Here is a 25493-nt window from a genome sequence, read left to right as displayed (position 1 = left end):
CACAAAAATTTAACGTTACAACACCACATCCACAGGCAGTATGATTTATGACCCATCAATTAAGATCGCGCGATATCATCGCTCTGGGCTTTATGACATTTGCGTTGTTCGTCGGCGCAGGTAACATCATTTTCCCTCCAATGGTCGGCTTGCAGGCAGGCGAACACGTCTGGACTGCGGCATTCGGCTTCCTCATTACTGCCGTTGGCCTGCCGGTATTAACGGTGGTGGCGCTGGCGAAAGTTGGCGGTGGTGTTGACAGCCTCAGCACGCCAATTGGTAAAGTCGCTGGCGTACTGCTGGCAACGGTTTGCTACCTGGCTGTAGGGCCGTTGTTCGCCACGCCGCGTACAGCCACCGTCTCCTTTGAAGTGGGCATTGCGCCCCTGACGGGTGACTCCGCGCTGCCGCTGTTTATCTACAGCCTGGTCTATTTCGCTATCGTTATTCTGGTTTCGCTCTATCCGGGCAAACTGCTGGATACCGTCGGTAACTTCCTGGCACCGCTGAAAATTATCGCGCTGGTCATCCTGTCTGTTGCGGCAATTGTCTGGCCTGCGGGCTCTATCAGCACGGCGACTGAGGCTTATCAAAACGCCGCGTTTTCTAACGGCTTCGTTAATGGCTATCTGACCATGGATACGCTGGGCGCGATGGTGTTTGGTATCGTTATTGTTAATGCGGCGCGTTCTCGCGGCGTTACCGAAGCGCGTCTGCTGACCCGTTATACCGTCTGGGCTGGCCTGATGGCGGGTGTCGGTCTGACTCTGCTGTACCTGGCGCTGTTCCGTCTGGGTTCAGACAGCGCGTCGCTGGTCGATCAGTCTGCAAACGGTGCGGCTATTCTGCATGCCTACGTTCAGCACACCTTTGGCGGCGGTGGTAGCTTCCTGCTGGCGGCGTTAATCTTTATCGCCTGCCTGGTCACGGCGGTTGGCCTGACCTGTGCTTGTGCAGAATTCTTTGCTCAGTACGTACCGCTCTCCTATCGTACGCTGGTGTTTATCCTCGGCGGCTTCTCGATGGTGGTGTCTAACCTCGGCTTGAGCCAGCTGATTCAGATCTCCGTACCGGTGCTGACCGCTATTTATCCGCCGTGTATCGCACTGGTTGTATTAAGTTTTACACGCTCATGGTGGCATAATTCGTCCCGCGTGATTGCTCCGCCGATGTTTATCAGCCTGCTTTTTGGTATTCTCGACGGGATCAAAGCATCTGCATTCAGCGATATCTTACCGTCCTGGGCGCAGCGCTTACCGCTGGCCGAACAAGGTCTTGCGTGGTTAATGCCAACAGTGGTGATGGTGGTTCTGGCCATTATTTGGGATCGCGCGGCAGGTCGTCAGGTGACCTCCAGCGCTCACTAAATCACTGAATATTTGTTTTAACCACGGGGCTGCGATGCCCCGTGGTTTTTTATTGTGTTGATGGGTTAGGAATTGATGGAAAGTAAGAACAAGCTAAAGCGTGGGCTAAGTACCCGACACATACGCTTTATGGCACTGGGTTCAGCAATTGGCACCGGGTTGTTTTACGGTTCGGCAGACGCCATCAAAATGGCCGGTCCGAGCGTGTTGTTGGCCTATATTATCGGTGGTATCGCGGCGTATATCATTATGCGTGCGCTGGGGGAAATGTCGGTACATAACCCGGCAGCCAGCTCTTTCTCGCGCTATGCGCAGGAAAACCTCGGTCCACTGGCAGGTTATATCACTGGCTGGACCTACTGCTTTGAAATCCTTATTGTCGCCATCGCCGATGTGACCGCTTTCGGTATCTATATGGGCGTCTGGTTCCCGACGGTGCCACACTGGATTTGGGTACTGAGCGTAGTGCTGATTATCTGCGCCGTAAACCTGATGAGCGTGAAGGTATTTGGTGAGCTTGAGTTCTGGTTCTCGTTCTTTAAAGTCGCCACCATCATCATCATGATTGTCGCCGGTTTCGGCATCATTATCTGGGGGATTGGCAACGGCGGGCAACCGACCGGTATCCATAATCTTTGGAGCAACGGCGGCTTCTTCAGTAACGGCTGGCTTGGCATGGTGATGTCGCTGCAAATGGTAATGTTTGCTTACGGTGGGATCGAAATTATCGGGATTACCGCCGGGGAAGCGAAAGATCCGGAAAAATCGATTCCGCGTGCGATTAACTCCGTGCCGATGCGTATTCTGGTGTTCTACGTCGGTACGCTGTTCGTCATTATGTCTATCTATCCGTGGAATCAGGTTGGCACTGCCGGTAGCCCGTTCGTGCTGACGTTCCAGCATATGGGCATTACCTTTGCCGCCAGCATTCTTAACTTTGTTGTGCTGACCGCTTCGCTGTCAGCAATTAACAGTGACGTATTTGGCGTAGGTCGTATGCTTCACGGCATGGCAGAGCAGGGTAGCGCGCCGAAAATTTTCAGCAAAACCTCGCGTCGCGGTATTCCGTGGGTCACGGTGCTGGTGATGACTACCGCGCTATTGTTTGCGGTATATCTGAACTACATCATGCCGGAAAATGTCTTCCTGGTGATCGCTTCGCTGGCAACCTTCGCCACGGTGTGGGTATGGATTATGATCCTGCTGTCGCAAATTGCTTTCCGTCGCCGTTTGCCGCCAGAAGAAGTGAAGGCACTGAAATTTAAAGTACCAGGTGGGGTAGCAACGACCATCGGCGGTTTGATTTTCCTGCTCTTTATTATCGGATTGATTGGTTATCATCCGGACACACGTATCTCGCTGTACGTTGGTTTCGCGTGGATTGTTCTGCTGTTGATTGGCTGGATGTTTAAACGCCGCCACGATCGTCAGCTGGCTGAAAATCACTAATCACTGCGTTCTGTAAGCCGGATCAAGGCAAGCCCTGATCCGGCTATTCCGAAAGTTATCCGCCCCCGTCCTCCTCCCCCAAATATCCTTCAGATGATGAGTGATCCTGCATTAGGCTATGGCAAGGTGATCAGATTTTCATCACAGGGGAATTATGATGTTAAATGCATGGCACCTGCCGGTGCCCCCATTTGTTAAACAAAGCAAAGATCAACTACTCATTACACTGTGGCTGACAGGCGAAGACCCACCGCAGCGGATTATGCTACGTACAGAAAACGATAACGAAGAAACGTCAGTACCGATGCATAAGCAGCGCAGTCAGCCGCAGCCTGGCGTTACCGCATGGCGGGCGGCGATCGATCTCTCCAGCGGGCAACCTCGGCGGCGTTATAGTTTCAAATTACTGTGGCACGATCGCCAGCGTTGGTTTACACCGCAGGGCTTCAGCCGAATGCCGCCAGCACGACTGGAGCAGTTTGCCGTCGATGTCCCGGATATCGGCCCACAATGGGCTGCGGATCAGATTTTTTATCAGATCTTCCCTGATCGTTTCGCCCGTAGTCTTCCTCGTGAAGCTGAACAGGATCATGTTTATTACCATCACGCAGCCGGACAAGAGATCATATTGCGTGACTGGGATGAACCGGTCACGGCGCAGGCGGGCGGATCAACGTTCTATGGCGGCGATCTGGACGGTATCAGCGAAAAACTGCCGTATCTGAAAAAACTTGGCGTGACGGCGCTGTATCTTAATCCGGTGTTTAAAGCTCCCAGCGTACATAAATACGATACCGAGGATTATCGCCATGTCGATCCGCAGTTTGGCGGCGATGGGGCGTTGCTGCGTTTACGAAACAATACACAGCAGATGGGAATGCGGCTGGTGCTGGACGGCGTGTTTAACCACAGTGGCGATTCCCATGCCTGGTTTGACCGACATAATCGTGGGACAGGTGGCGCTTGTCACAACCCCGAATCGCCCTGGCGTGACTGGTACTCATTTAGCGATGATGGCACGGCGCTCGACTGGCTGGGCTATGCCAGCCTGCCGAAGCTGGATTATCAGTCGGAAAGTCTGGTGAATGAAATTTATCGCGGGGAAGACAGCATTGTCCGCCATTGGCTGAAAGCACCATGGAATATGGACGGCTGGCGGCTGGATGTGGTGCATATGCTGGGAGAAGCGGGTGGGGCGCGCAATAATTTGCAGCACGTTGCTGGGATCACCGAAGCGGCGAAAGAAACTCAGCCGGAAGCGTATATTGTCGGAGAGCATTTTGGCGATGCACGGCAATGGTTACAGGCCGATGTGGAAGATGCCGCCATGAACTATCGCGGCTTCACATTCCCGTTGTGGGGATTTCTTGCCAACACCGATATCTCTTATGATCCGCAGCAAATTGACGCCCAAACCTGTATGGCCTGGATGGATAATTACCGCGCAGGGCTTTCTCATCAACAGCAATTACGTATGTTTAATCAGCTCGATAGCCACGATACTGCGCGATTTAAAACTCTGCTCGGTCGGGATATTGCGCGCCTGCCGCTGGCGGTGGTCTGGTTGTTCACCTGGCCTGGTGTACCGTGCATTTATTACGGTGATGAAGTGGGACTGGATGGTAAAAACGATCCGTTTTGCCGTAAACCGTTCCCCTGGCAGGTGGAAAAGCAGGATACGGCGTTATTCGCGCTGTACCAGCGAATGATTGCGCTGCGTAAGAAAAGTCAGGCGCTGCGTCGTGGCGGCTGTCAGGTGCTATATGCGGAAGATAACGTGGTGGTATTTGTCCGCGTGCTGAATCAGCAGCGTGTGCTGGTGGCTATCAACCGTGGCGAAGCCTGTGAAGTGGTGCTACCCGCGTCGCCGTTACTCAATGTCGCGCAATGGCAACGCAAAGAAGGCCATGGGCAACTGACAGACGGGATTCTGGCTTTGCCTGCCATTTCGGCTACGGTATGGATGAACTAAAGCATCTGTTTTATTTGTTACGTCGTTAGTCATCAGCCCTGACACTACGCAGCGAAAAAGCTGCACAATGTCAGGGCTGAGTTTGTTAAATATTTGTCCCGATCGATATGAGCGATTTTTGGTATTCTTTGCCCATGAGGTTATGTACAACCTGCTCCAGGATAACCCTGTAGTGGAGCAAAGATATGACAATTTCAAATTCGAATTTATTGAAACCGTTTATTACTGGTACTGAGTGGCCACCTTTTAAAGAGGATGTCTTTTCTAAAACAGAAGAACAATTTAAAAAAAGCCCCCATGGCAAATTGCTTTTCATTTCCGGAAATGAAAACTTAGTAAACATTTCAGCGGAAAAAATCGATGAAATAAAAAATAGCAAAAGTTTCTTTTCAAACGTTGTAAATATAATAATTTTACTAATTAAGCATCCTGATAAAATTCTGGCCATTCTTCATGGTTGCCCTGCAGAGTCCATCGAAGTCATTAAGAATGCGAAACGAACGGGGCAATGGTCATATGAGATGACTGATAAGTACGGGCAGAGTATTGAAGTTTCCTATATTTTCACTGATACCATAGATGATAAATCTGATGGAAAATTATGCTTAAAAATCTGTAACTCCTGCAACCAAAATGATTCTAGTACACATCAATATAAAATAGATCATCAACAGTTGAAAAATCACATAAGGCAACTTGAGGAGTGGGCCCTTCTTGAAAAGTTTTATGATAACAACGCTTATTATTCTAAACGTACAAAACAATTAGAGAAGAAAATTGCCGATGCGGGGTTTATAACAGGGAAGGTTAATGTCGATAACTTTAATGTAAAAGAGTTTAAAGACGATATAGCCTCGATGCTTTGTGAACAGCCCCCCATGCGTACACACCAGATTTCTTCATCCGGATACTTATCTGCCGATAAAGTGCCCGATCTCTATAAGACAAATTTGAAAGACGCGCAGAGAGATCTGAAAACAACACCGGTTGACATCGATGGTGTTAGTCTAAAATCAAAAACTCGGGAAAAAATTGCGGAAGTAATTGAGAAAAAAACTGAGGAAGAAAATGCGAAACAAAATGCGAAGACCATTGAGGAGAAGAATATCGAAAAAAACAAGAAAGAAACAAATCCTGAGGATAATTTTGTCTTAAAATTCTCACAGGAAGAAATCAATGAGATGCTCCTGGATTACAGCGATGAAGAACAAAACAAATTAAGACCTTTTTTCACTAGTGATCACATGTATTGTTTATTTGATGCTTTTAGTCAGGGTTTGCATAATGTTGCTCGTGATGGCAGTCCACGGTATGCAGGTTTACTACATCAAATAGCATCCAACTCTGAGATATTACAAGATTTTGATCAACAATTGTTCTGGCGCACGTTTACAGGAGGGGTCTTCCATCGACGTATCTCTGTGAACAGCGAGCCAGAAAAGACAGATGTATGGCGATTCAGTGCACAATTTGATTTTCCACATATAAATGAAAACGGAGATTTGTCCAGAACGGTACTCATGTTCGAGGGGGTTGCTGAAAGCAACTTTAAAGATATCGCCAATCATTCCAGCGAATGTTTTTCTTACAGCTGTTATGCCGCCCCGCTGGATGCGAATGCTAAAAAATAGTGACGCTGGAGCTTGAAGTTTCAGAGCGCCTTGCGTGACGCCTGCGCCATCATCCGCGGATAAAACTGCCAGAAGCGGGTTTCCAGGGCGTCGTAATGGGTGTCTAAATCGTACCAGGAGTCACGCAGGGCATCCAGACGTGGGCGACGGCTTGCCATGCCGTTTAACACGTTCTGGATGAAATCCATATCGCGATAGCGCACCAGCCATTGCTCAGACCATAAGTAATTGTTCAGATTGATAAAGCGTGGCGGTGAGTCTGGAAGAATAGTCATCACTTGCTCCCGGGCATAACAGGTAAATTCCTGTAGCGGAAAGTCCGGTGATAGCTGCGACCAGTGGCGTGAAAGAAAGTGATCCCACATGACATCCAGCGTAATAGGCGCAACGCGGCGAGTTTCACTACGAAACCATTCCCGTGCTTCGCGGACTTCCGGCAGATTGTCAGTCAATACGTCGATACGTCGATGCATATGAATGCCAGCCACGACGTCGGGCGGAAAACTTTCTTCAGGATTTCCGCGTACGAAATCAGCCAGTAAATTACCGGAAAGCGAACTTTCCGCGAGATGGGCTAGATGCAGGTGAGCTAAAAAATTCATCGATTATATTCTATCCAAAGGGGGGTAAAGGTTGCAGGGAGAGCGCCCCGGCACTAGACTACCCGCCTCTTATTTTAGTCTGAGTCAGTGTCATGCGCGTTACCGATTTCTCCTTTGAATTGCCCGAATCCCTGATTGCCCACTATCCAATGCCTGAACGCAGTAGCTGTCGTTTACTGTCGCTGGACGGGCCGACGGGCGCGCTGACGCACGGTACTTTCACCGATTTACTCGATAAGCTCAACCCCGGCGATCTTCTGGTTTTTAATAATACCCGCGTGATCCCGGCGCGCCTGTTTGGGCGTAAAGCCAGCGGCGGCAAGATTGAAGTGCTGGTTGAGCGTATGCTCGACGACAAACGCATTCTTGCGCATATTCGCGCTTCGAAAGCGCCAAAACCGGGCGCAGAGCTGCTGTTGGGCGATGACGAAAGTATCAACGCAACAATGACCGCTCGCCACGGCGCACTGTTTGAAGTCGAATTTAATGATGATCGTTCTGTACTGGATATCCTCAACAGCATCGGCCACATGCCACTGCCGCCGTACATCGACCGTCCGGACGAAGATGCAGACCGCGAACTTTATCAAACAGTTTATAGTGAAAAACCGGGCGCGGTAGCGGCCCCGACTGCCGGGCTGCATTTTGACGAACCTTTGCTGGAAAAATTGCGCGCCAAAGGCGTGGAGATGGCGTTCGTAACTCTGCACGTTGGTGCGGGTACTTTCCAGCCGGTGCGCGTCGACACCATTGAAGATCACATCATGCACTCAGAATACGCTGAAGTGCCGCAGGATGTGGTAGACGCGGTACTGGCAGCAAAAGCGCGTGGCAATCGGGTGATTGCGGTTGGCACCACCTCGGTACGTTCGCTGGAAAGCGCGGCCCAGGCGGCGAAAAACGATCTCATTGAACCTTTCTTTGACGATACCCAAATCTTTATCTATCCGGGCTTCCAGTACAAAGTGGTCGATGCGCTGGTGACGAACTTCCACCTTCCTGAATCGACGCTGATTATGCTGGTTTCGGCATTTGCCGGCTATCAACACACTATGAACGCCTATAAAGCGGCGGTAGAAGAGAAATATCGCTTTTTTAGTTACGGTGATGCGATGTTTATCACGTACAATCCGCAGGCAATTAATGAGCGCGTCGGGGAGTAATTCCGCGGCGCTGGTTTAAACGTTGGACTGTTTTTCTGACGTAGTGGAGAAAAAATGAAATTTGAACTGGATACCACCGACGGTCGCGCTCGCCGTGGCCGCCTGGTCTTTGATCGTGGCGTAGTGGAAACGCCTTGTTTTATGCCTGTTGGCACCTACGGCACTGTAAAAGGGATGACGCCGGAAGAAGTTGAAGCCACTGGCGCACAAATTATTCTCGGTAACACTTTCCACCTGTGGCTGCGCCCGGGTCAGGAAATCATGAAACTGCATGGCGATCTGCACGATTTTATGCAGTGGAAAGGCCCTATCCTTACTGACTCCGGCGGCTTCCAGGTCTTCAGCCTTGGCGATATTCGTAAAATCACCGAACAGGGCGTTCACTTCCGTAACCCGATCAACGGCGACCCGATTTTCCTCGACCCGGAAAAGTCGATGGAGATTCAGTACGATCTTGGTTCAGATATCGTCATGATCTTTGATGAGTGTACGCCGTATCCTGCTGACTGGGATTACGCAAAACGCTCCATGGAGATGTCTCTGCGTTGGGCGAAGCGTAGCCGTGAGCGTTTTGACAGTCTCGGAAACAAAAATGCGCTGTTTGGTATCATTCAGGGCAGCGTTTACGAAGATTTACGTGATATTTCTGTTAAAGGTCTGGTAGATATCGGTTTTGATGGCTACGCTGTCGGCGGTCTGGCTGTGGGTGAGCCGAAAGCAGATATGCACCGCATTCTGGAGCATGTGTGTCCGCAAATTCCGGCAGACAAACCGCGTTACCTGATGGGCGTTGGTAAACCGGAAGATCTGGTTGAAGGCGTACGTCGCGGTATCGATATGTTTGACTGCGTAATGCCAACCCGCAACGCCCGAAATGGTCATCTGTTCGTGACCGATGGCGTGGTGAAAATCCGCAATGCGAAGTATAAGAGCGATACTGGCCCACTCGATCCTGAGTGTGATTGCTACACCTGTCGCAATTATTCACGCGCTTACTTGCATCATCTCGACCGTTGCAACGAAATATTAGGCGCGCGACTCAATACCATTCATAACCTTCGTTACTACCAGCGTTTGATGGCGGGTTTACGCAAGGCTATTGAAGAGGGTAAATTAGAGAGCTTCGTAACTGATTTTTACCAGCGTCAGGGGCGAGAAGTACCACCTTTGAACGTTGATTAATATTAATAATGAGGGAAATTTAATGAGCTTTTTTATTTCTGATGCGGTAGCGGCAACGGGTGCACCGGCGCAAGGTAGCCCGATGTCTTTGATTTTGATGCTGGTGGTATTCGGTCTGATTTTCTATTTCATGATCCTGCGTCCACAGCAGAAGCGCACCAAAGAACACAAAAAGCTGATGGACTCCATTGCCAAAGGTGATGAAGTTCTGACGAACGGTGGCCTGGTTGGTCGCGTAACCAAAGTAGCGGAAAACGGCTACATTGCTATCGCGCTGAATGACACCACTGAAGTAGTTATTAAACGTGACTTCGTAGCTGCCGTCCTGCCGAAAGGCACCATGAAGGCGCTGTAATTAAAATTTTTCCCTAAGGGAATTGCCGTGTTAAACCGTTATCCTTTGTGGAAGTACGTCATGCTGATCGTGGTGATTGTCATCGGTCTGCTGTATGCGCTTCCCAACCTGTTTGGTGAGGATCCGGCTGTTCAGATCACTGGTGCGCGCGGAGTCGCCGCCAGTGAGCAAACGCTGATCCAGGTCCAGAAAACGTTACAAGAAGAAAAAATAACTGCTAAGTCTGTGGCACTGGAAGAGGGCGCTATTCTTGCGCGCTTCGACTCCACTGACACCCAGCTGCGCGCTCGTGAAGCATTAATGGGCGTTATGGGTGACAAATACGTCGTGGCGCTTAACCTTGCCCCGGCAACGCCGCGCTGGCTGGCAGCTATTCACGCTGAGCCGATGAAGCTCGGCCTTGACCTGCGTGGCGGCGTTCACTTCCTGATGGAAGTGGATATGGACACCGCGCTTGGAAAACTCCAGGAACAAAACATCGATAGCCTGCGCAGCGACCTGCGCGAAAAGGGCATCCCGTATACCACCGTTCGTAAAGAAAACAACTACGGCCTGAGCATCACTTTCCGCGATGCTAAAGCTCGTGATGAAGCCATTGCGTATCTGAGCAAGCGTCATCCGGACCTGGTGATTAGTAGCCAGGGCAGCAACCAGCTGCGTGCGGTAATGAGCGATGCTCGCCTGAGTGAAGCGCGTGAATATGCGGTGCAGCAGAACATTAATATCCTGCGTAACCGTGTAAACCAACTTGGCGTGGCGGAGCCGGTGGTTCAGCGTCAGGGTGCTGACCGTATCGTTGTTGAACTGCCAGGTATTCAGGACACCGCGCGTGCGAAAGAGATTCTGGGTGCGACGGCAACGCTGGAATTCCGTCTGGTAAACACCAACGTTGATCAGGCCGCAGCGGCATCCGGCCGCGTACCGGGCGATTCTGAAGTGAAACAGACCCGCGAAGGTCAGCCGGTTGTGCTGTATAAACGCGTAATTCTGACCGGTGACCATATCACCGACTCCACTTCCAGCCAGGACGAGTACAACCAGCCGCAGGTTAACATCTCGCTCGATAGCGCTGGTGGCAACATTATGTCTAACTTCACCAAGGACAACATCGGCAAACCGATGGCGACCCTGTTTGTGGAGTACAAAGACAGCGGCAAGAAAGATGCTAACGGTCGTGCGGTTCTGGTGAAACAGGAAGAGGTGATTAACATCGCTAACATCCAGTCTCGTCTGGGTAACAGCTTCCGTATCACCGGTATTAACAACCCGAACGAAGCCCGTCAGCTTTCACTTTTGCTGCGTGCTGGTGCGTTGATCGCACCGATTCAGATTGTTGAAGAACGTACCATTGGCCCGACCCTGGGTATGCAGAATATTGAACAGGGGCTGGAGGCATGTCTCGCCGGTCTGCTGGTTTCTATTCTGTTCATGATCCTCTTCTATAAGAAGTTTGGTCTGATTGCGACCAGTGCTCTGATTGCGAACTTGATCTTGATTGTCGGCATTATGTCGCTGTTGCCAGGTGCAACGCTGAGTATGCCGGGTATCGCGGGTATTGTCTTAACCCTTGCGGTGGCGGTCGATGCGAACGTACTGATCAACGAACGTATTAAAGAAGAGTTGAGCAACGGGCGTACTGTTCAGCAGGCAATCGATGAAGGTTATCGTGGCGCATTCAGTTCCATTTTCGATGCGAACATCACCACGCTGATTAAAGTCATCATCCTGTACGCAGTGGGTACCGGGGCAATTAAAGGGTTCGCGATTACTACCGGTATCGGTGTGGCGACGTCGATGTTTACCGCGATTGTCGGTACGCGTGCCATCGTAAACCTGCTATATGGCGGCAAGCGCGTCAAGAAGCTGTCAATCTGAGGAGTGCGATGTGGCACAGGAATATACTGTTGAACAACTAAACCACGGCCGTAAAGTCTATGACTTTATGCGCTGGGACTACTGGGCTTTCGGCATCTCTGGTCTGCTGTTAATCGCCGCTATCGTTATTATGGGCGTGCGTGGCTTTAACTGGGGATTGGATTTCACCGGTGGTACGGTTATTGAAATTACGCTCGAAAAACCGGCTGAAATTGACGTAATGCGTGATGCATTGCAAAAAGCCGGTTTTGAAGAGCCAATGCTGCAAAACTTTGGTAGCAGCCACGACATCATGGTCCGCATGCCGCCTGCTGAAGGCGAAACCGGCGGTCAGGTGCTGGGCAGCCAGGTTCTGAAGGTGATTAACGAATCCACCAATCAGAATGCGGCAGTGAAGCGTATTGAATTCGTCGGTCCGAGCGTGGGGGCAGACCTTGCGCAAACCGGTGCGATGGCGTTGATGGCGGCGCTGCTGTCTATCCTCGTGTACGTAGGTTTCCGCTTTGAGTGGCGACTGGCGGCAGGGGTTGTTATTGCGCTGGCGCACGACGTTATCATTACGCTGGGTATTTTGTCGTTATTCCATATCGAGATTGACCTGACCATTGTGGCATCGTTGATGTCGGTTATCGGTTACTCGCTTAACGACAGTATCGTGGTATCGGACCGTATTCGTGAAAACTTCCGCAAGATCCGTCGCGGTACGCCTTACGAAATCTTTAACGTGTCCTTGACCCAGACGCTGCACCGTACCTTGATCACATCCGGTACTACCTTGATGGTTATCCTGATGCTGTACCTCTTCGGTGGTCCGGTATTGGAAGGCTTCTCGCTGACCATGCTTATCGGTGTTTCCATCGGTACTGCATCTTCCATCTACGTAGCATCGGCGCTGGCTCTGAAACTGGGTATGAAGCGCGAACACATGTTACAGCAGAAAGTGGAGAAAGAAGGGGCGGATCAGCCGTCAATTCTGCCTTAATCAAGTTTCAGCTGATGTTGAAAATCCCGGTCAGAAGATCGGGATTTTTTTTGATGTAAGGTGATTGCGAAAACCCTCGCATCTTGGGAAACTGCGCCTAACCCTACATTTCATCCAGGTAACTTCTCATGGCTATCATCCCAAAAAATTATGCGCGGTTAGAAAGCGGCTATCGCGAAAAAGCGTTAAAACTCTATCCGTGGGTCTGCGGTCGCTGTTCCCGCGAGTTTGTCTATTCCAACCTGCGTGAACTTACTGTTCACCACATTGATCACGACCATACCAATAACCCGGAAGATGGCAGTAACTGGGAATTGCTTTGTCTCTATTGCCACGATCATGAGCATTCGAAATATACCGAAGCAGATCAGTATGGTACGACCGTTATCGCAGGGGAAGATGCGCAGAAAGATGTCGGTGAAGCGAAGTACAACCCATTCGCTGATTTAAAAGCGATGATGAATAAGAAGAAGTGATAAAAAAATGACGGATACAAAATCCGTTGTTTGAGCTTTAGGACAAACGCAAAATTGCCTGATGCGCGACGCTTATCAGGCCTTGTATTATCCCTCCTGTGCAGAGAAAATCGGCCAGTTTTCTCTGCCTGCAGTCCGCATGCCGTATCGGGCCTTAGGTTTTCAACCTGTTGCGTAGATTTATGCAGCGGACTGCCTTTCTCCCAAAGTGATAAACCGGACAGTATCATGGACCGGTTTTCCCGGTAATCCGTATTTGCAAGGTTGGTTTCACGATGGAACATGAACTTCATTATATCGGTATCGACACCGCTAAAGAGAAACTGGATGTCGATGTGTTGCGTCCTGATGGTCGTCATCGCACCAAAAAATTCGCTAACACCACTAAAGGGCACGATGAGCTGGTGAGCTGGCTGAAAGGTCACAAGATTGGCCATGCGCATATCTGCATCGAAGCGACCGGCACCTATATGGAACCTGTCGCAGAGTGCCTTTACGATGCAGGTTACATAGTGTCAGTTATTAATCCTGCACTGGGTAAAGCTTTCGCTCAGAGTGAAGGACTGCGTAACAAGACTGATACCGTGGATGCGCGCATGCTGGCAGAGTTCTGTCGTCAGAAGCGCCCTGCAGCCTGGGAAGCGCCTCACCCGCTTGAACGCGCGTTGCGTGCCCTGGTAGTACGCCACCAGGCGCTGACAGATATGCACACGCAGGAACTGAACCGCACTGAAACGGCGCGGGAAGTCCAGAGGCCGAGCATTGATGCTCATCTTCTGTGGCTTGAAGCAGAGCTGAAGCGTCTTGAGAAGCAGATAAAAGACCTGACAGACGATGATCCGGATATGAAACACCGCAGAAAACTGCTGGAAAGTATCCCGGGTATCGGAGAGAAAACATCTGCGGTATTGCTGGCTTATATCGGTCTGAAGGACCGCTTCGCCCATGCCAGACAGTTCGCCGCTTTTGCGGGTCTGACACCACGGCGTTATGAATCAGGCAGTAGTGTGAGAGGGGCAAGCCGGTTGAGTAAAGCCGGACATGTGTCGCTTCGCAGGGCGTTGTATATGCCTGCAATGGTAGCCACCAGTAAGACTGAGTGGGGACGGATGTTCCGTGACCGTCTGGTGGCTAATGGCAAAAAAGGAAAGGTGATTCTCGGCGCGATGATGCGCAAGCTGGCACAGGTGGCGTATGGCGTGCTGAAGTCAGGGGTCCCGTTCGATGCGTCACGGCATAATCCGGTAGCGGCGTAAAAATCGCGGAAGGGATGAAAAAAACAGCGCCTGACGGCGCTGTGTCTGGCATGCCTGCAATCTGGGAAACCGGGGTAGAAAAAAACTTGCAGGCCATAACAGTATCTACGTAATCTCAGCAATGTATTGAATTTACGTGTTTTTGTAGGCCGGATAAGGCGTTTACGCCGCATCCGGCATGAACAAAGCGCACGTTGTTAACAATCTGAAATGCCGGATACAAGATCCGGCATTTCATTCATCAGAAGTTGTAACCTACTACCAGGTAACCACCCCAGCCGGTAGAGCGAACGTTGAAGTTGCCGTTGCCGAAGTTCAGTTCTGCATCGTCGTTCCACTGACCACCGTCGTGCCAGTAACGAGCTACGACAGAGTAGTGCCAGTGATCGTAGTTCAGAGCCAGAATATGGCTGGAAGCGATGGAGTTATTGGTACGGGTCTTAATACCGTTGATAGCGTTACCGCTGTCATCCCCTAAATCGGAACCCCAGTCGAAGTTGGTGAAGCCGATGTAGCTCAGCTGACCACCCCACAGATCGGTAATCGGCACAAAGTATTTAATTTTGAAACGGTAACCGTCCCACTCGTTTTCGTTCGCTGCGCCATAGTTCTGCCACTGGTATTTTGCATACACGTTCATGGACAGGCTCATCGGCAGGCCAGTATCAATATCGGTACCCAGACCCATGTACCAGGTGCTCTGGCGACCATCTTTATTACGACCCATGTCGTAAATGTAGTTGTTCGCGAAGTACCACTCTTTGAACGGACCAAAGCTAAGGTCAGTATTGGTCAGCTTGTCGATGGAGAAACGTGGTTCGATTTCCATAAACAGCGGGGAACCGTGGTTCCAGATACCTTTTGCATCGGAGTTACCGCCGAAGAATACCGGCGCATCCGCATACCCATAGAAGTCGAACCAGTCTTTTTTAGCGAATGCTTCGTACTCAAGGTAGGTATCGTTGCGGATCTGCGGTCCGAAACGGGTGTGATAGCTTCCGACAACGTTAACGCTCTGGTGCCACCAGTCGGAAAGATACTGCGGTTTGTCGTTTTCAGCTGCGTTGACAGTAAAAGACGAAGAGAGCGCCAGTACCGCACCGGCTGCCAGTAATGTTTTTTTCATATGTATGCCACTGTTTGAAAATCCCTTGCGGGAGTGAAAAAGGCGCAAATTGCGTTTCTAAATATTTCGTATACAGAGGAGCCTATTATAAAAATCATTGCTCACAAAAATATGTTTCGTTTCACAGTTCTATCATTTACGTAATCGATTGCGTTCACGTTTACACACATTCGGGCGGGGATTGTACTGACTTTCACCCTTGTTGCAAACTTTTACTATCAATCTGGGTGATGTAAGCAGAGTAACAAAATGACGGGAAAAGATGTTGCGGGACGCACAAAATCGCCCCGCAATACGTTTACTGCATAACAGGTTGAATGTCGTGGATACGTACAAAGCCTAACTGATCCACAGAAATGCCCTTTAACTGTAACGGAATATCAACTTCGCTGGGGGCGAGGACGCTGGCAGGGGCGTTAATCAATTGATTCTGCACATTGATTTCCTGAAAGTTGTCTATTGTTCCCTGAATTTGCCCATATTCAATAGTTCCGCTGAATGCGGGCAAGGGATCATTCGACTCGCCCTGAATACGTAGCGTCAGGGTGGTGCCATCTGTATCAGGCGTAATATTCACCAGCGACATACGTAAAGTACCGATCTGGCTTTCCAGTCTTGCTGGTGTTTTCGCTCCAGGCAGAAGGTAAACCCCACTGCTGGATTTTGCATTCAGCCTGTTTTGCTGAGTGATTTTGACCGTTTCTTTATTGAGTTGCGTCATCTCCTGGTTCAGTGTGCTGACGCTGTGTTTCATCTGCCGCACTTCGCTTTGCTGCACACAGGCGCTAAGGCTGAACAGGCTTCCCAGCAGGAGCAGTCGAAAAACGTTAGTATTCATAGGTCGTCCCTTTCTCGTCGCAATTTGCCTAATGGTAGAGGGTAAAAGCAGTGAAAGCATCGATCCTTTATCTCAAAAGCGTTGCGCCTTTGTTGTATCGTCAGTTCAGGGTAAAATAGATTTCTGTTAACCACCTGGTCAGGACGCCGTATGCATTGCCCATTCTGTTTCGCCGTGGACACTAAGGTAATTGACTCTCGTCTCGTAGGCGAGGGCTCATCCGTACGCCGCCGTCGGCAGTGTCTGGTGTGTAATGAACGTTTCACCACCTTTGAAGTGGCGGAGCTGGTTATGCCACGTGTTGTAAAAAGCAATGACGTGCGTGAACCGTTTAATGAAGAGAAATTACGTAGCGGAATGCTGCGGGCGCTGGAAAAACGTCCGGTGAGTTCCGATGACGTCGAAATGGCAATCAATCATATTAAATCGCAGCTGCGCGCCACCGGTGAGCGTGAAGTGCCGAGCAAGATGATTGGCAATCTGGTGATGGAGCAATTGAAAAAGCTCGATAAAGTCGCCTATATCCGTTTTGCCTCTGTCTATCGCAGTTTCGAAGATATCAAAGAATTTGGCGAAGAGATCGCGCGCCTGGAGGACTAAGCCGTGCAGGACGAGTATTACATGGCGCGGGCGCTAAAGCTGGCGCAACGAGGACGTTTTACCACTCATCCCAACCCGAATGTCGGGTGCGTCATTGTAAAAGATGGCGAAATCGTCGGTGAAGGTTACCATCAGCGAGCGGGTGAACCGCATGCCGAGGTACACGCGTTGCGCATGGCTGGCGAAAAAGCCAAAGGTGCCACGGCGTATGTCACACTCGAACCTTGTAGTCATCATGGTCGTACGCCGCCATGTTGCGATGCGTTGATTGCTGCGGGTGTCACGCGCGTGGTTGCCGCGATGCAGGATCCTAACCCGCAGGTCGCTGGGCGTGGACTTTATCGTTTGCAACAGGCTGGCATTGAGGTCAGCCACGGCCTGATGATGAGTGAAGCCGAGCAATTGAATAAAGGCTTTCTCAAGCGCATGCGCACCGGCTTTCCTTATATCCAGTTAAAACTTGGCGCGTCGCTAGATGGCCGCACAGCGATGGCGAGCGGTGAGAGCCAGTGGATCACGTCTCCTCAGGCGCGACGCGATGTACAACGTCTGCGTGCGCAAAGTCATGCCATTTTAACCAGCAGCGCAACAGTCATGGCGGACGATCCAGCCTTAACGGTGCGTTGGTCTGAACTGGATGAACAAACTCAGGCGCTCTATCCGCAACAAAATCTCCGCCAGCCAGTACGTATTGTGATTGATAGCCAAAATCGCGTGACGCCGGAACACCGTATTGTGCAACAGTCTGGCGAAACCTGGTTCGCGCGTACGCAGGAAGATTCTCGCGAGTGGCCGGAAACGGTGCGAACCTTGCTGATTCCAGAGCATAAAGGTCATCTGGATCTGGTTGTATTGATGATGCAACTGGGTAAACAGCAGATTAATAGCATCTGGGTGGAAGCTGGGCCAACGCTCGCTGGCGCATTGCTACAGGCGGGTTTAGTCGATGAGCTGATTGTCTATATCGCACCTAAACTATTAGGCAGCGACGCCCGTGGATTATGCACGCTGCCAGGGCTTGAGAAATTAGCTGACGCCCCCCAATTTAAATTCAAAGAGATACGTCATGTAGGCCCGGATGTTTGCCTGCATTTAGTGGGTGCATGATCTCCCGGCTCGAAAGGGAAGCAGCGCACGAAATATTATGCTAAAATCCGCCCCCCTGCGGGGCCATACTCGAACCCGAAGGAAGAAAATGAACATTATTGAAGCTAACGTTGCTACCCCGGACGCTCGCGTCGCCATCACCATTGCGCGTTTCAACAACTTTATCAATGACAGCCTGCTGGAAGGTGCAATTGACGCACTGAAACGTATCGGTCAGGTAAAAGATGAAAACATTACCGTTGTTTGGGTGCCTGGTGCCTATGAGCTGCCGCTGGCGGCGGGTGCACTGGCTAAAACCGGTAAATACGATGCGGTGATTGCGCTGGGTACAGTTATTCGTGGTGGCACCGCCCACTTTGAATATGTCGCTGGTGGTGCAAGCAACGGCCTGGCGCATGTTGCCCAGGACAGCGAAATTCCGGTTGCTTTTGGGGTTCTGACCACTGAAAGCATTGAACAAGCGATCGAACGTGCTGGCACCAAAGCTGGCAACAAAGGTGCAGAAGCTGCACTGACCGCGCTTGAAATGATTAATGTATTGAAAGCCATCAAGGCCTGAAATTAGTAAGGGGAAATCCGTGAAACCTGCTGCTCGTCGCCGCGCTCGTGAGTGTGCCGTCCAGGCGCTCTACTCCTGGCAGTTGTCCCAGAACGACATCGCTGATGTTGAATACCAGTTCCTGGCTGAACAGGATGTAAAAGACGTTGACGTCCTGTACTTCCGTGAGCTGCTGGCCGGGGTGGCGACTAACACCGCATACCTCGACGGACTGATGAAGCCGTACCTGTCCCGTCTGCTGGAAGAACTGGGCCAGGTAGAAAAAGCAGTACTGCGCATTGCGCTGTACGAGCTGTCTAAACGTAGCGATGTGCCATACAAAGTGGCCATTAACGAAGCGATCGAACTGGCGAAATCGTTCGGCGCAGAAGACAGCCATAAGTTCGTCAACGGCGTACTCGATAAAGCAGCACCTGTGATTCGCCCTAACAAAAAGTGATATCCAGGCCGGTAGATTCACGGAAGACCGTTCCGCGATCGCCGGCCTTTTCTTTTTTACCTGCTGAGGCATAACGTATGGCATGTGGCGAGTTCTCCCTGATTGCCCGTTATTTTGACCGTGTAAGAAGTTCTCGTCTTGATGTCGAACTGGGCATTGGCGACGATTGCGCACTTCTCAATATCCCCGAGAAACAGACCCTGGCGATCAGCACTGATACGCTGGTGGCGGGCAACCATTTCCTCCCTGATATCGATCCTGCGGATCTGGCGTATAAAGCACTGGCGGTGAACCTAAGCGATCTGGCAGCGATGGGGGCCGATCCGGCCTGGCTGACGCTGGCATTAACCTTACCGGACGTCGATGAAGCGTGGCTTGAGTCCTTCAGCGACAGTTTGTTTGATCTTCTCAATTATTACGATATGCAACTTATTGGCGGCGATACCACACGTGGACCGCTAGCGATGACGTTGGGTATCCACGGTTTTGTCCCGATGGGGCGAGCCTTAACGCGTTCTGGTGCGAAACCGGGGGACTGGATTTATGTGACCGGGACACCGGGCGATAGCGCCGCCGGGCTGGCGATTTTGCAAAATCGTTTGCAGGTTGCCGATGCTAAAGATGCGGACTACTTAATCAAACGTCATCTCCGTCCGTCGCCGCGTATTTTACAGGGGCAGGCGCTGCGCGATCTGGCAAATTCAGCCATCGATCTCTCTGACGGTCTGATTTCCGATCTCGGGCATATCGTGAAAGCCAGCGACTGCGGCGCACGAATTGACCTGGCATTGCTACCGTTTTCTGATGCGCTTTCTCGCCATGTTGAACCAGAACAGGCGCTACGTTGGGCGCTCTCTGGCGGTGAAGATTACGAGTTATGTTTCACTGTGCCAGAGCTTAACCGTGGCGCGCTGGATGTGGCTCTCGGACATCTGGGCGTACCGTTTACCTGTATCGGGCAAATGACTGCCGATATCGAAGGGCTTTGTTTTATTCGTGACGGCGAACCTGTCACATTTGACTGGAAAGGATATGACCATTTTGCCACGCCATAAAGATGTCGCGAAAAGTCGCCTGAAGATGAGTAATCCGTGGCATCTGCTTGCTGTCGGATTCGGAAGTGGATTAAGCCCAATCGTTCCTGGCACGATGGGATCGCTGGCGGCGATTCCGTTCTGGTATCTGATGACCTTTTTGCCCTGGCAGCTCTATTCGCTGGTGGTGATGCTGGGGATCTGTATCGGCGTCTATCTTTGTCATCAAACGGCGAAAGACATGGGCGTGCACGATCACGGCAGCATTGTCTGGGACGAATTTATTGGTATGTGGATCACGCTCATGGCGCTGCCGACCAATGACTGGCAGTGGGTCGCCGCCGGGTTTGTGATTTTCCGTATCCTGGATATGTGGAAACCGTGGCCGATCCGCTGGTTTGACCGCAATGTACATGGCGGCATGGGGATCATGATAGATGATATTGTCGCCGGGGTGATCTCCGCTGGCATCCTGTACTTTATCGGTCATCATTGGCCGCTGGGTATTCTTTGATGCCATTGACCGGGTGGTGTAGTCGATTCCAGACCACCCGGTTTGATTTATAAATGAACAGAGCCCCAATTTGGGGGCACTCTGTTAAAGTAAAACCCGACATCACCGAATATACTATGCGGCGATATTTCAAGGTGTATCTTTGTCACTCATAATTCAATGACACTGAAATATCGTCAGTCGACGAACTCATAATAATTGCTCATATTCTCTGACTGTTGACGAAAAATATCATCAAAATTATTCTCAATGGTTTCGGTCATAGTGTTGAATAAATTTTTAGAAAGTTCATCTATTTTGTCTTGAATCTTTGATTTTATTTCATCTTGAATTTCACGGGTAACCAAAAGTTGGTCCAATTGATCATCCATTTTGTATTTTGCAATTAATTGTGCAGTTAAAGGTATTTTCTTTAAATAATCATTTTTTGTTAGTTTATACTGGTCTTTGAAATCTTGTTTGGCTTGTGCTTGTATATATTTAAAAAATTCATTATACTTTTTCCTGCTTATTTTTCCTTGAAGATTCATTGCGCGATTGAATATTTCCTTTAAATGCTTATTGTAGAAAATAAAATTATCGACATCTTGTTTTATTTTAATAACTGTTGATTTTTCTTCAAAGTTTAATGATTCAGGGTTTTTATCTGATTCAATATAGTCAAGAATAATTTTTGCTAATGGGCTAATGTCTTTTTCTTCTGTTGATTCTGCTTCTTTTTTTAATATTGGGTTAAAAAGGTCGGTACGGTAAAGTTTCGTGCCTTTCATCCTGACGATGTCAGGAAGAATAGTGTTTGAAAGATTAGCCTCGCTAAAGTCCACCTTTTGGCAATCACTTTCTGATAAATCTGCCCAATTGAAAGTGGTTTTAACACAGGAGCAGTTAGTTAGAATCATCCCTTTCGTTTCATTCCCATGTGTTTTTTGATAAGTTATCCTTTGTATTATTTGATCTCCTTCTGGATATTGCATCTCAGGTTCTTTACCATATATCACCGCATTATCAAGAATTGCGCCAGTGCAATTCATATTTGTTAGATCGCATTTCATAAATCTACAACTGTTAAAATTAGCTTTTGTACAATTCGCCTTTGTAAAATTGACGTCATCAAAATAAGTATGTTCGAAGTTGACATTGGAGAAGATACAGTTTTCCATATTCATATTGGAAATATTACTGTGTCCTAAATATAGGCCGCTGAAATCGACAACTCCATTATTATCCTTATCTAATTTGATAGAATACATATTTACTACCTCGTTCATAACAGAGATAGTTCCAGTGACTACCAAACTATTTTGGTTATCAGAAAATATAATCTCATGCTTGAACGTAGTGTTGTATGGCTCTGGAAATGTAGAGGCTATTTTCTTCCAGAAACAACAAAGCGTGGTCTGCCTCTGTTTGGGCGAGAGGAGATTAAAATCCAGATTTAAATATGAGTCTAAATCTGAGTTTGCATCTATATTAAAGTTGGGATCCGGTTCTATACGTTCATTTCCAATACTTAATGTATTCATGTATTTATTAATTGATTTAAATGCCTTTTGTTTATCAGTGTATAGAAAAAAATCACAAATTATGTCCCATAGTTTTTCAATAAAATTTTTATTGTAATCTCTTTTCGTTGATTTTATTAAATCTTCAACCGGTACATCAGAAAACCGGATAGGTTGGCTGGAAATGGTTTTCATCATGATTGTAATCCTCTTACATTGACTAAATAAGACAGTTTTAGGGGATATTACCTGGAGAAACTATCAAAAATCGCTCAAAGGGATGAAGATGATGAATAGCTGCAAACTCATTCACCAAGAATTTCTCTTGCAGAGGTGGATTATGGTTACAGAAGATGATGGGAGGTACGTTGTCCCCATCATCGCAGACGATGGGGGATTCAGCAGATAAAATGGGTGAAAAGCGAAATTTACTTAAATCCTACCACCGGATGTGGCTTATACGGCGTTTCCAGCTCGGCAATCTGTTCCGGCTTTAAAGTGATATCTACCGCGTTCAGCAGCTCATCAAGCTGTTCCTCCCGCGAAGTACCAATAATCGGCGCGGCAATGCCCGGTTTACTCAACAACCATGCCAGCGCGACTTGTGCTCGCGTTGCCCCCAGTTCTTCACTGACGCCAGTTAACCGTTCTGCTATCTGCGCGTCATTTTCGTCGCTTTCATTGTAGAGATTTTTTCCTACTTCATCGGAAACCAGTCGTGCGGTGGTTTCTCCCCAGGGACGCGTCAGACGTCCCCGCGCCAGCGGACTCCACGGAATCACCGCCACGCCTTCCTGATAACACAGCGGCAGCATTTCACGCTCTTCTTCGCGATAAATCAGATTGTAGTGATCCTGCATACTCACAAACTGCGCCCAGCCGTGCTGTTTTTGCAGTTCCAGCGCCTGAGCAAACTGCGAGGCGTGCATGGATGACGCGCCGATATAACGCGCTTTCCCGGCTTTTACCACGTCGTTCAGGGCTTCCAGCGTCTCTTCGATCGGCGTGTTGTAATCCCAGCGATGAATTTGCAGGATATCGACATAATCCATGCCGAGACGTCGCAAGCTGTCGTCAATAGAGCGCAAAATTTGCGCACGGGATAATCCTTCCGGCAAATCACCAACGCGATGGAACACTTTAGTTGCAACGACCACGTCTTCACGACGGGCAAAGTCCCGCAGTGCACGACCGACGATCTCTTCGCTGCTGCCGTCAGAATAACTATTGGCGGTATCAAAGAAATTTATGCCGCCTTCCAGCGCGCGTTTAATGATGGGACGGCTGCTCTCTTCGGGCAGTGTCCATGCGTGATTACCGCGATCCGGCTCACCAAAGGTCATACAGCCGAGGCAAAGTCGGGAAATGCGAAGGTCGGTTTTTCCTAAGGGGTTGTATTGCATGCTGCCACTCCTGCCATACTCGTCATACTTCAAGTTGCATGTGCTGCGGCTGCATTCGTTCACCCCAGTCACTTACTTATGTAAGCTCCTGGGGCTTCACTCGTTTGCCGCCTTCCTGCAACTCGAATTATTTAGAGTCTATGAATAATTTCTTAAGCATAGCAGGAGTGGAGTAGGGATTATGCCAGCCAGGCTTTGATTTTGGCTTCCATACCGGCGGCATCGAGGCCGAGTTCAGCGCGCATTTCTTCCTGCGTTCCTTGTGGAATAAAGAAGTCCGGCAGGCCAATATTCAGCACGGGTACTGGTTTACGATGGGCCATCAGCACTTCGTTCACGCCGCTGCCTGCGCCGCCCATAATGGCGTTTTCTTCAATGGTGATCAGCGCCTCGTGGCTGGCGGCCATTTCCAGAATTAACGCTTCATCAAGCGGCTTCACAAAACGCATATCGACCAGCGTAGCGTTCAGCGACTCTGCGACTTTCGCTGCTTCCGGCATCAGCGTACCAAAGTTGAGGATCGCCAGTTTCTCGCCACGACGCTTCACAATGCCTTTGCCAATCGGGAGCTTTTCCAGCGGCGTCAGTTCTACGCCTACCGCGTTGCCGCGAGGGTAACGCACCGCTGACGGGCCATCGTTATAATGATAGCCGGTATAGAGCATCTGGCGACATTCGTTTTCATCGCTCGGGGTCATAATGACCATTTCCGGAATGCAGCGTAGGTAAGAGAGATCAAACGCGCCCTGATGGGTTTGACCGTCAGCACCGACAATACCCGCACGGTCAATGGCGAACAGAACCGGGAGCTTTTGAATCGCCACGTCATGCAGCACCTGATCATAGGCGCGTTGCAGGAAAGTGGAGTAAATCGCGACAATGGGTTTGTACCCACCAATCGCCAGACCCGCAGCAAAGGTCACTGCGTGTTGCTCGGCGATTGCCACGTCGAAGTAGCGATCCGGGAATTTACGTGAAAACTCGACCATGCCAGAACCTTCGCGCATCGCCGGGGTAATCGCCATCAGCTTGTTGTCTTTTGCTGCGGTTTCGCACAACCAGTCGCCAAAAATTTTTGAATAGCTTGGCAGGCCGCCGCTGCTTTTCGGCAGGCAACCGCTGGAGGGGTCAAATTTAGGTACGGCGTGGAAGGTGATTGGATCTTTTTCTGCCGGTTCGTAACCACGACCTTTTTTGGTCATGATATGCAGGAACTGCGGGCCTTTCAGGTCGCGCATGTTCTTAAGCGTGGTAATAAGCCCCAGCACATCGTGACCGTCAACCGGGCCGATGTAGTTAAAGCCCAGCTCTTCAAACAGCGTGCCTGGTACTACCATGCCTTTAATATGTTCTTCGGTACGTTTGAGCAGCTCTTTAATGGGCGGAACGCCGGAGAATACTTTTTTCCCGCCTTCGCGCAGTGAAGAGTAAAGCTTACCGGAAAGCAGCTGCGCCAGATGGTTGTTGAGCGCGCCAACATTTTCGGAAATCGACATTTCATTATCGTTGAGAACCACCAGCATATCGGGACGGATATCGCCCGCGTGGTTCATCGCTTCAAACGCCATGCCTGCGGTAATCGCGCCATCGCCAATGACACAGACGGTGCGGCGATTTTTGCCTTCTTTCTCGGCAGCAACCGCAATACCAATTCCGGCACTGATAGAGGTTGATGAATGCCCGACGCTTAACACGTCATATTCACTTTCGCCGCGCCACGGGAACGGGTGCAGGCCGCCTTTTTGACGGATGGTGCCTATTTTGTCGCGGCGTCCGGTCAAAATTTTATGCGGATAAGCCTGATGCCCCACATCCCAAATCAATTGGTCAAACGGGGTGTTATAGACGTAGTGCAGCGCTACGGTCAGCTCGACCGTGCCCAGCCCGGAGGCGAAGTGCCCGCTGGAACGGCTCACGCTGTCGAGTAAATAGCGGCGCAGTTCGTCGCAGAGTTTCGGTAAACTCTCTTTTGGCAACAGTCGTAACTCCTGGGTGGAGTCGACCAGTGCCAGGGTCGGGTATTTGGCAATATCAAAACTCATCAGGGGCCTATTAATACTT

The 25493-nt window shown here is 49.9% G+C and carries 23 protein-coding genes; 17 read left to right on the top strand and 6 right to left on the bottom strand.

Annotated elements, in window-relative coordinates:
- Positions 1–47: 47 nt before the first annotated feature.
- The 4 genes from brnQ to AABJ99_RS17755 all read left to right on the top strand — a co-directional run bounded on the left by brnQ (position 48) and on the right by AABJ99_RS17755 (position 6419).
- Positions 48–1367: a branched-chain amino acid transporter carrier protein BrnQ gene (brnQ, locus tag AABJ99_RS17770; protein WP_000149639.1), complete on the top strand. Its 1320-nt coding sequence runs from the start codon at positions 48–50 to the stop codon at positions 1365–1367.
- A gap of 75 nt (positions 1368–1442) precedes the next feature.
- Positions 1443–2816, top strand: a complete 1374-nt coding sequence (proY, locus tag AABJ99_RS17765; protein ID WP_001353407.1) for a proline-specific permease ProY — start codon at positions 1443–1445, stop codon at positions 2814–2816.
- Positions 2817–2970: 154 nt separating this feature from the next.
- Positions 2971–4788 (top strand): maltodextrin glucosidase, encoded by a 1818-nt coding sequence (gene malZ, locus AABJ99_RS17760; RefSeq protein WP_039020988.1) that lies wholly within the window; start codon positions 2971–2973, stop codon positions 4786–4788.
- A 185-nt stretch (positions 4789–4973) separates the two neighbouring features.
- Entirely contained in the window at positions 4974–6419 is a 1446-nt protein-coding gene (locus tag AABJ99_RS17755) for a hypothetical protein (RefSeq protein WP_039020987.1), read from the top strand.
- Positions 6420–6439: 20 nt separating this feature from the next.
- Here the strand turns inward: AABJ99_RS17755 and acpH are convergent, their stop codons facing one another.
- Positions 6440–7021: an ACP phosphodiesterase gene (gene acpH, locus AABJ99_RS17750; RefSeq protein ID WP_039020986.1), complete on the bottom strand. Its 582-nt coding sequence runs from the start codon at positions 7019–7021 to the stop codon at positions 6440–6442.
- Positions 7022–7113: 92 nt separating this feature from the next.
- On the opposite strand from acpH, the gene queA reads away from it, so the two are divergent.
- The 7 genes from queA to AABJ99_RS17715 all read left to right on the top strand — a co-directional run bounded on the left by queA (position 7114) and on the right by AABJ99_RS17715 (position 14310).
- Complete coding sequence (gene queA, locus AABJ99_RS17745) at positions 7114–8184, top strand: tRNA preQ1(34) S-adenosylmethionine ribosyltransferase-isomerase QueA (RefSeq protein ID WP_001266492.1); 1071 nt, start codon at positions 7114–7116, stop codon at positions 8182–8184.
- Positions 8185–8238: 54 nt separating this feature from the next.
- Positions 8239–9366 (top strand): tRNA guanosine(34) transglycosylase Tgt, encoded by a 1128-nt coding sequence (gene tgt, locus AABJ99_RS17740; protein ID WP_000667319.1) that lies wholly within the window; start codon positions 8239–8241, stop codon positions 9364–9366.
- Between the two features lie 22 nt (positions 9367–9388).
- Entirely contained in the window at positions 9389–9721 is a 333-nt protein-coding gene (gene yajC, locus AABJ99_RS17735) for a preprotein translocase subunit YajC (RefSeq protein ID WP_000007629.1), read from the top strand.
- A 27-nt stretch (positions 9722–9748) separates the two neighbouring features.
- Positions 9749–11596, top strand: coding sequence for a protein translocase subunit SecD (gene secD, locus AABJ99_RS17730; RefSeq protein WP_064735139.1), 1848 nt, complete (start codon positions 9749–9751; stop codon positions 11594–11596).
- Positions 11597–11606: 10 nt separating this feature from the next.
- Positions 11607–12578, top strand: coding sequence for a protein translocase subunit SecF (gene secF / locus AABJ99_RS17725; protein ID WP_000046637.1), 972 nt, complete (start codon positions 11607–11609; stop codon positions 12576–12578).
- A gap of 128 nt (positions 12579–12706) precedes the next feature.
- A complete protein-coding gene (gene yajD / locus AABJ99_RS17720) occupies positions 12707–13054 on the top strand; it encodes an HNH nuclease YajD (RefSeq protein WP_000974823.1) in 348 nt (115 codons plus the stop codon).
- 275 nt (positions 13055–13329) lie between these two features.
- Complete coding sequence (locus tag AABJ99_RS17715; protein WP_332219181.1) at positions 13330–14310, top strand: IS110-like element IS621 family transposase; 981 nt, start codon at positions 13330–13332, stop codon at positions 14308–14310.
- 241 nt (positions 14311–14551) lie between these two features.
- Here the strand turns inward: AABJ99_RS17715 and tsx are convergent, their stop codons facing one another.
- Complete coding sequence (gene tsx / locus AABJ99_RS17710) at positions 14552–15436, bottom strand: nucleoside-specific channel-forming protein Tsx (RefSeq protein WP_001295328.1); 885 nt, start codon at positions 15434–15436, stop codon at positions 14552–14554.
- A 298-nt stretch (positions 15437–15734) separates the two neighbouring features.
- The gene (gene yajI, locus AABJ99_RS17705; RefSeq protein WP_039020799.1) at positions 15735–16274 is read right to left on the bottom strand and encodes a DUF3251 domain-containing protein; all 540 of its coding nucleotides are present in this window, start codon (positions 16272–16274) and stop codon (positions 15735–15737) included.
- 150 nt (positions 16275–16424) lie between these two features.
- Here yajI and nrdR point away from each other — a divergent pair, with 150 nt between their 5' ends.
- The 6 genes from nrdR to pgpA all read left to right on the top strand — a co-directional run bounded on the left by nrdR (position 16425) and on the right by pgpA (position 20527).
- Positions 16425–16874, top strand: coding sequence for a transcriptional regulator NrdR (nrdR, locus tag AABJ99_RS17700; RefSeq protein WP_000543535.1), 450 nt, complete (start codon positions 16425–16427; stop codon positions 16872–16874).
- 3 nt (positions 16875–16877) lie between these two features.
- Complete coding sequence (gene ribD / locus AABJ99_RS17695; protein ID WP_039020798.1) at positions 16878–17981, top strand: bifunctional diaminohydroxyphosphoribosylaminopyrimidine deaminase/5-amino-6-(5-phosphoribosylamino)uracil reductase RibD; 1104 nt, start codon at positions 16878–16880, stop codon at positions 17979–17981.
- Positions 17982–18069: 88 nt separating this feature from the next.
- A complete protein-coding gene (gene ribH, locus AABJ99_RS17690; protein ID WP_001021161.1) occupies positions 18070–18540 on the top strand; it encodes a 6,7-dimethyl-8-ribityllumazine synthase in 471 nt (156 codons plus the stop codon).
- A 19-nt stretch (positions 18541–18559) separates the two neighbouring features.
- On the top strand, positions 18560–18979 hold the full coding sequence (gene nusB, locus AABJ99_RS17685; RefSeq protein WP_000801125.1) for a transcription antitermination factor NusB: 420 nt from the start codon (positions 18560–18562) through the stop codon (positions 18977–18979).
- Positions 18980–19056: 77 nt separating this feature from the next.
- Positions 19057–20034, top strand: coding sequence for a thiamine-phosphate kinase (thiL, locus tag AABJ99_RS17680; protein ID WP_039020797.1), 978 nt, complete (start codon positions 19057–19059; stop codon positions 20032–20034).
- Complete coding sequence (pgpA, locus tag AABJ99_RS17675) at positions 20012–20527, top strand: phosphatidylglycerophosphatase A (protein WP_000154043.1); 516 nt, start codon at positions 20012–20014, stop codon at positions 20525–20527. The genes thiL and pgpA overlap by 23 nt, the downstream gene beginning before the upstream one ends.
- 176 nt (positions 20528–20703) lie before the next feature.
- On the opposite strand, the gene AABJ99_RS17670 is transcribed toward pgpA, so the two are convergent.
- From AABJ99_RS17670 to dxs, 3 genes are all read right to left on the bottom strand, one after another.
- The gene (locus AABJ99_RS17670; RefSeq protein WP_039020796.1) at positions 20704–22227 is read right to left on the bottom strand and encodes a pentapeptide repeat-containing protein; all 1524 of its coding nucleotides are present in this window, start codon (positions 22225–22227) and stop codon (positions 20704–20706) included.
- 230 nt (positions 22228–22457) lie between these two features.
- The gene (gene yajO, locus AABJ99_RS17665; protein ID WP_001199776.1) at positions 22458–23432 is read right to left on the bottom strand and encodes a 1-deoxyxylulose-5-phosphate synthase YajO; all 975 of its coding nucleotides are present in this window, start codon (positions 23430–23432) and stop codon (positions 22458–22460) included.
- Positions 23433–23611: 179 nt separating this feature from the next.
- Positions 23612–25474 carry a 1-deoxy-D-xylulose-5-phosphate synthase gene (gene dxs, locus AABJ99_RS17660; RefSeq protein ID WP_000006812.1) on the bottom strand — a complete coding sequence of 621 codons (1863 nt, stop codon included), beginning with the start codon at positions 25472–25474 and terminating at the stop codon, positions 23612–23614.
- Positions 25475–25493: the final 19 nt, after the last annotated feature.

It is taken from the genome of Escherichia coli (assembly GCF_036503815.1).
Lineage (GTDB): Bacteria > Pseudomonadota > Gammaproteobacteria > Enterobacterales > Enterobacteriaceae > Escherichia > Escherichia coli_F.
Note: the sequence above shows the minus strand (reverse complement) of the source record. Positions and strands in the feature narration are given on the sequence as shown.

Excerpts from the sequence above, each read along its gene's own strand:
- yajD (WP_000974823.1), top strand. The coding sequence starts at position 12,707 with ATGGCTATCATCCCAAAAAATTATGCGCGGTTAGAAAGCGGCTATCGC.
- proY (WP_001353407.1), top strand. The coding sequence starts at position 1,443 with ATGGAAAGTAAGAACAAGCTAAAGCGTGGGCTAAGTACCCGACACATA.
- AABJ99_RS17670 (WP_039020796.1), bottom strand. The coding sequence starts at position 22,227 with ATGATGAAAACCATTTCCAGCCAACCTATCCGGTTTTCTGATGTACCG.
- AABJ99_RS17715 (WP_332219181.1), top strand. The coding sequence starts at position 13,330 with ATGGAACATGAACTTCATTATATCGGTATCGACACCGCTAAAGAGAAA.
- acpH (WP_039020986.1), bottom strand. The coding sequence starts at position 7,021 with ATGAATTTTTTAGCTCACCTGCATCTAGCCCATCTCGCGGAAAGTTCG.
- yajC (WP_000007629.1), top strand. The coding sequence starts at position 9,389 with ATGAGCTTTTTTATTTCTGATGCGGTAGCGGCAACGGGTGCACCGGCG.
- dxs (WP_000006812.1), bottom strand. The coding sequence starts at position 25,474 with ATGAGTTTTGATATTGCCAAATACCCGACCCTGGCACTGGTCGACTCC.
- ribH (WP_001021161.1), top strand. The coding sequence starts at position 18,070 with ATGAACATTATTGAAGCTAACGTTGCTACCCCGGACGCTCGCGTCGCC.
- brnQ (WP_000149639.1), top strand. The coding sequence starts at position 48 with ATGACCCATCAATTAAGATCGCGCGATATCATCGCTCTGGGCTTTATG.
- tsx (WP_001295328.1), bottom strand. The coding sequence starts at position 15,436 with ATGAAAAAAACATTACTGGCAGCCGGTGCGGTACTGGCGCTCTCTTCG.
- queA (WP_001266492.1), top strand. The coding sequence starts at position 7,114 with ATGCGCGTTACCGATTTCTCCTTTGAATTGCCCGAATCCCTGATTGCC.
- thiL (WP_039020797.1), top strand. The coding sequence starts at position 19,057 with ATGGCATGTGGCGAGTTCTCCCTGATTGCCCGTTATTTTGACCGTGTA.
- tgt (WP_000667319.1), top strand. The coding sequence starts at position 8,239 with ATGAAATTTGAACTGGATACCACCGACGGTCGCGCTCGCCGTGGCCGC.
- malZ (WP_039020988.1), top strand. The coding sequence starts at position 2,971 with ATGATGTTAAATGCATGGCACCTGCCGGTGCCCCCATTTGTTAAACAA.
- AABJ99_RS17755 (WP_039020987.1), top strand. The coding sequence starts at position 4,974 with ATGACAATTTCAAATTCGAATTTATTGAAACCGTTTATTACTGGTACT.
- pgpA (WP_000154043.1), top strand. The coding sequence starts at position 20,012 with ATGACCATTTTGCCACGCCATAAAGATGTCGCGAAAAGTCGCCTGAAG.
- yajI (WP_039020799.1), bottom strand. The coding sequence starts at position 16,274 with ATGAATACTAACGTTTTTCGACTGCTCCTGCTGGGAAGCCTGTTCAGC.
- nrdR (WP_000543535.1), top strand. The coding sequence starts at position 16,425 with ATGCATTGCCCATTCTGTTTCGCCGTGGACACTAAGGTAATTGACTCT.
- yajO (WP_001199776.1), bottom strand. The coding sequence starts at position 23,432 with ATGCAATACAACCCCTTAGGAAAAACCGACCTTCGCATTTCCCGACTT.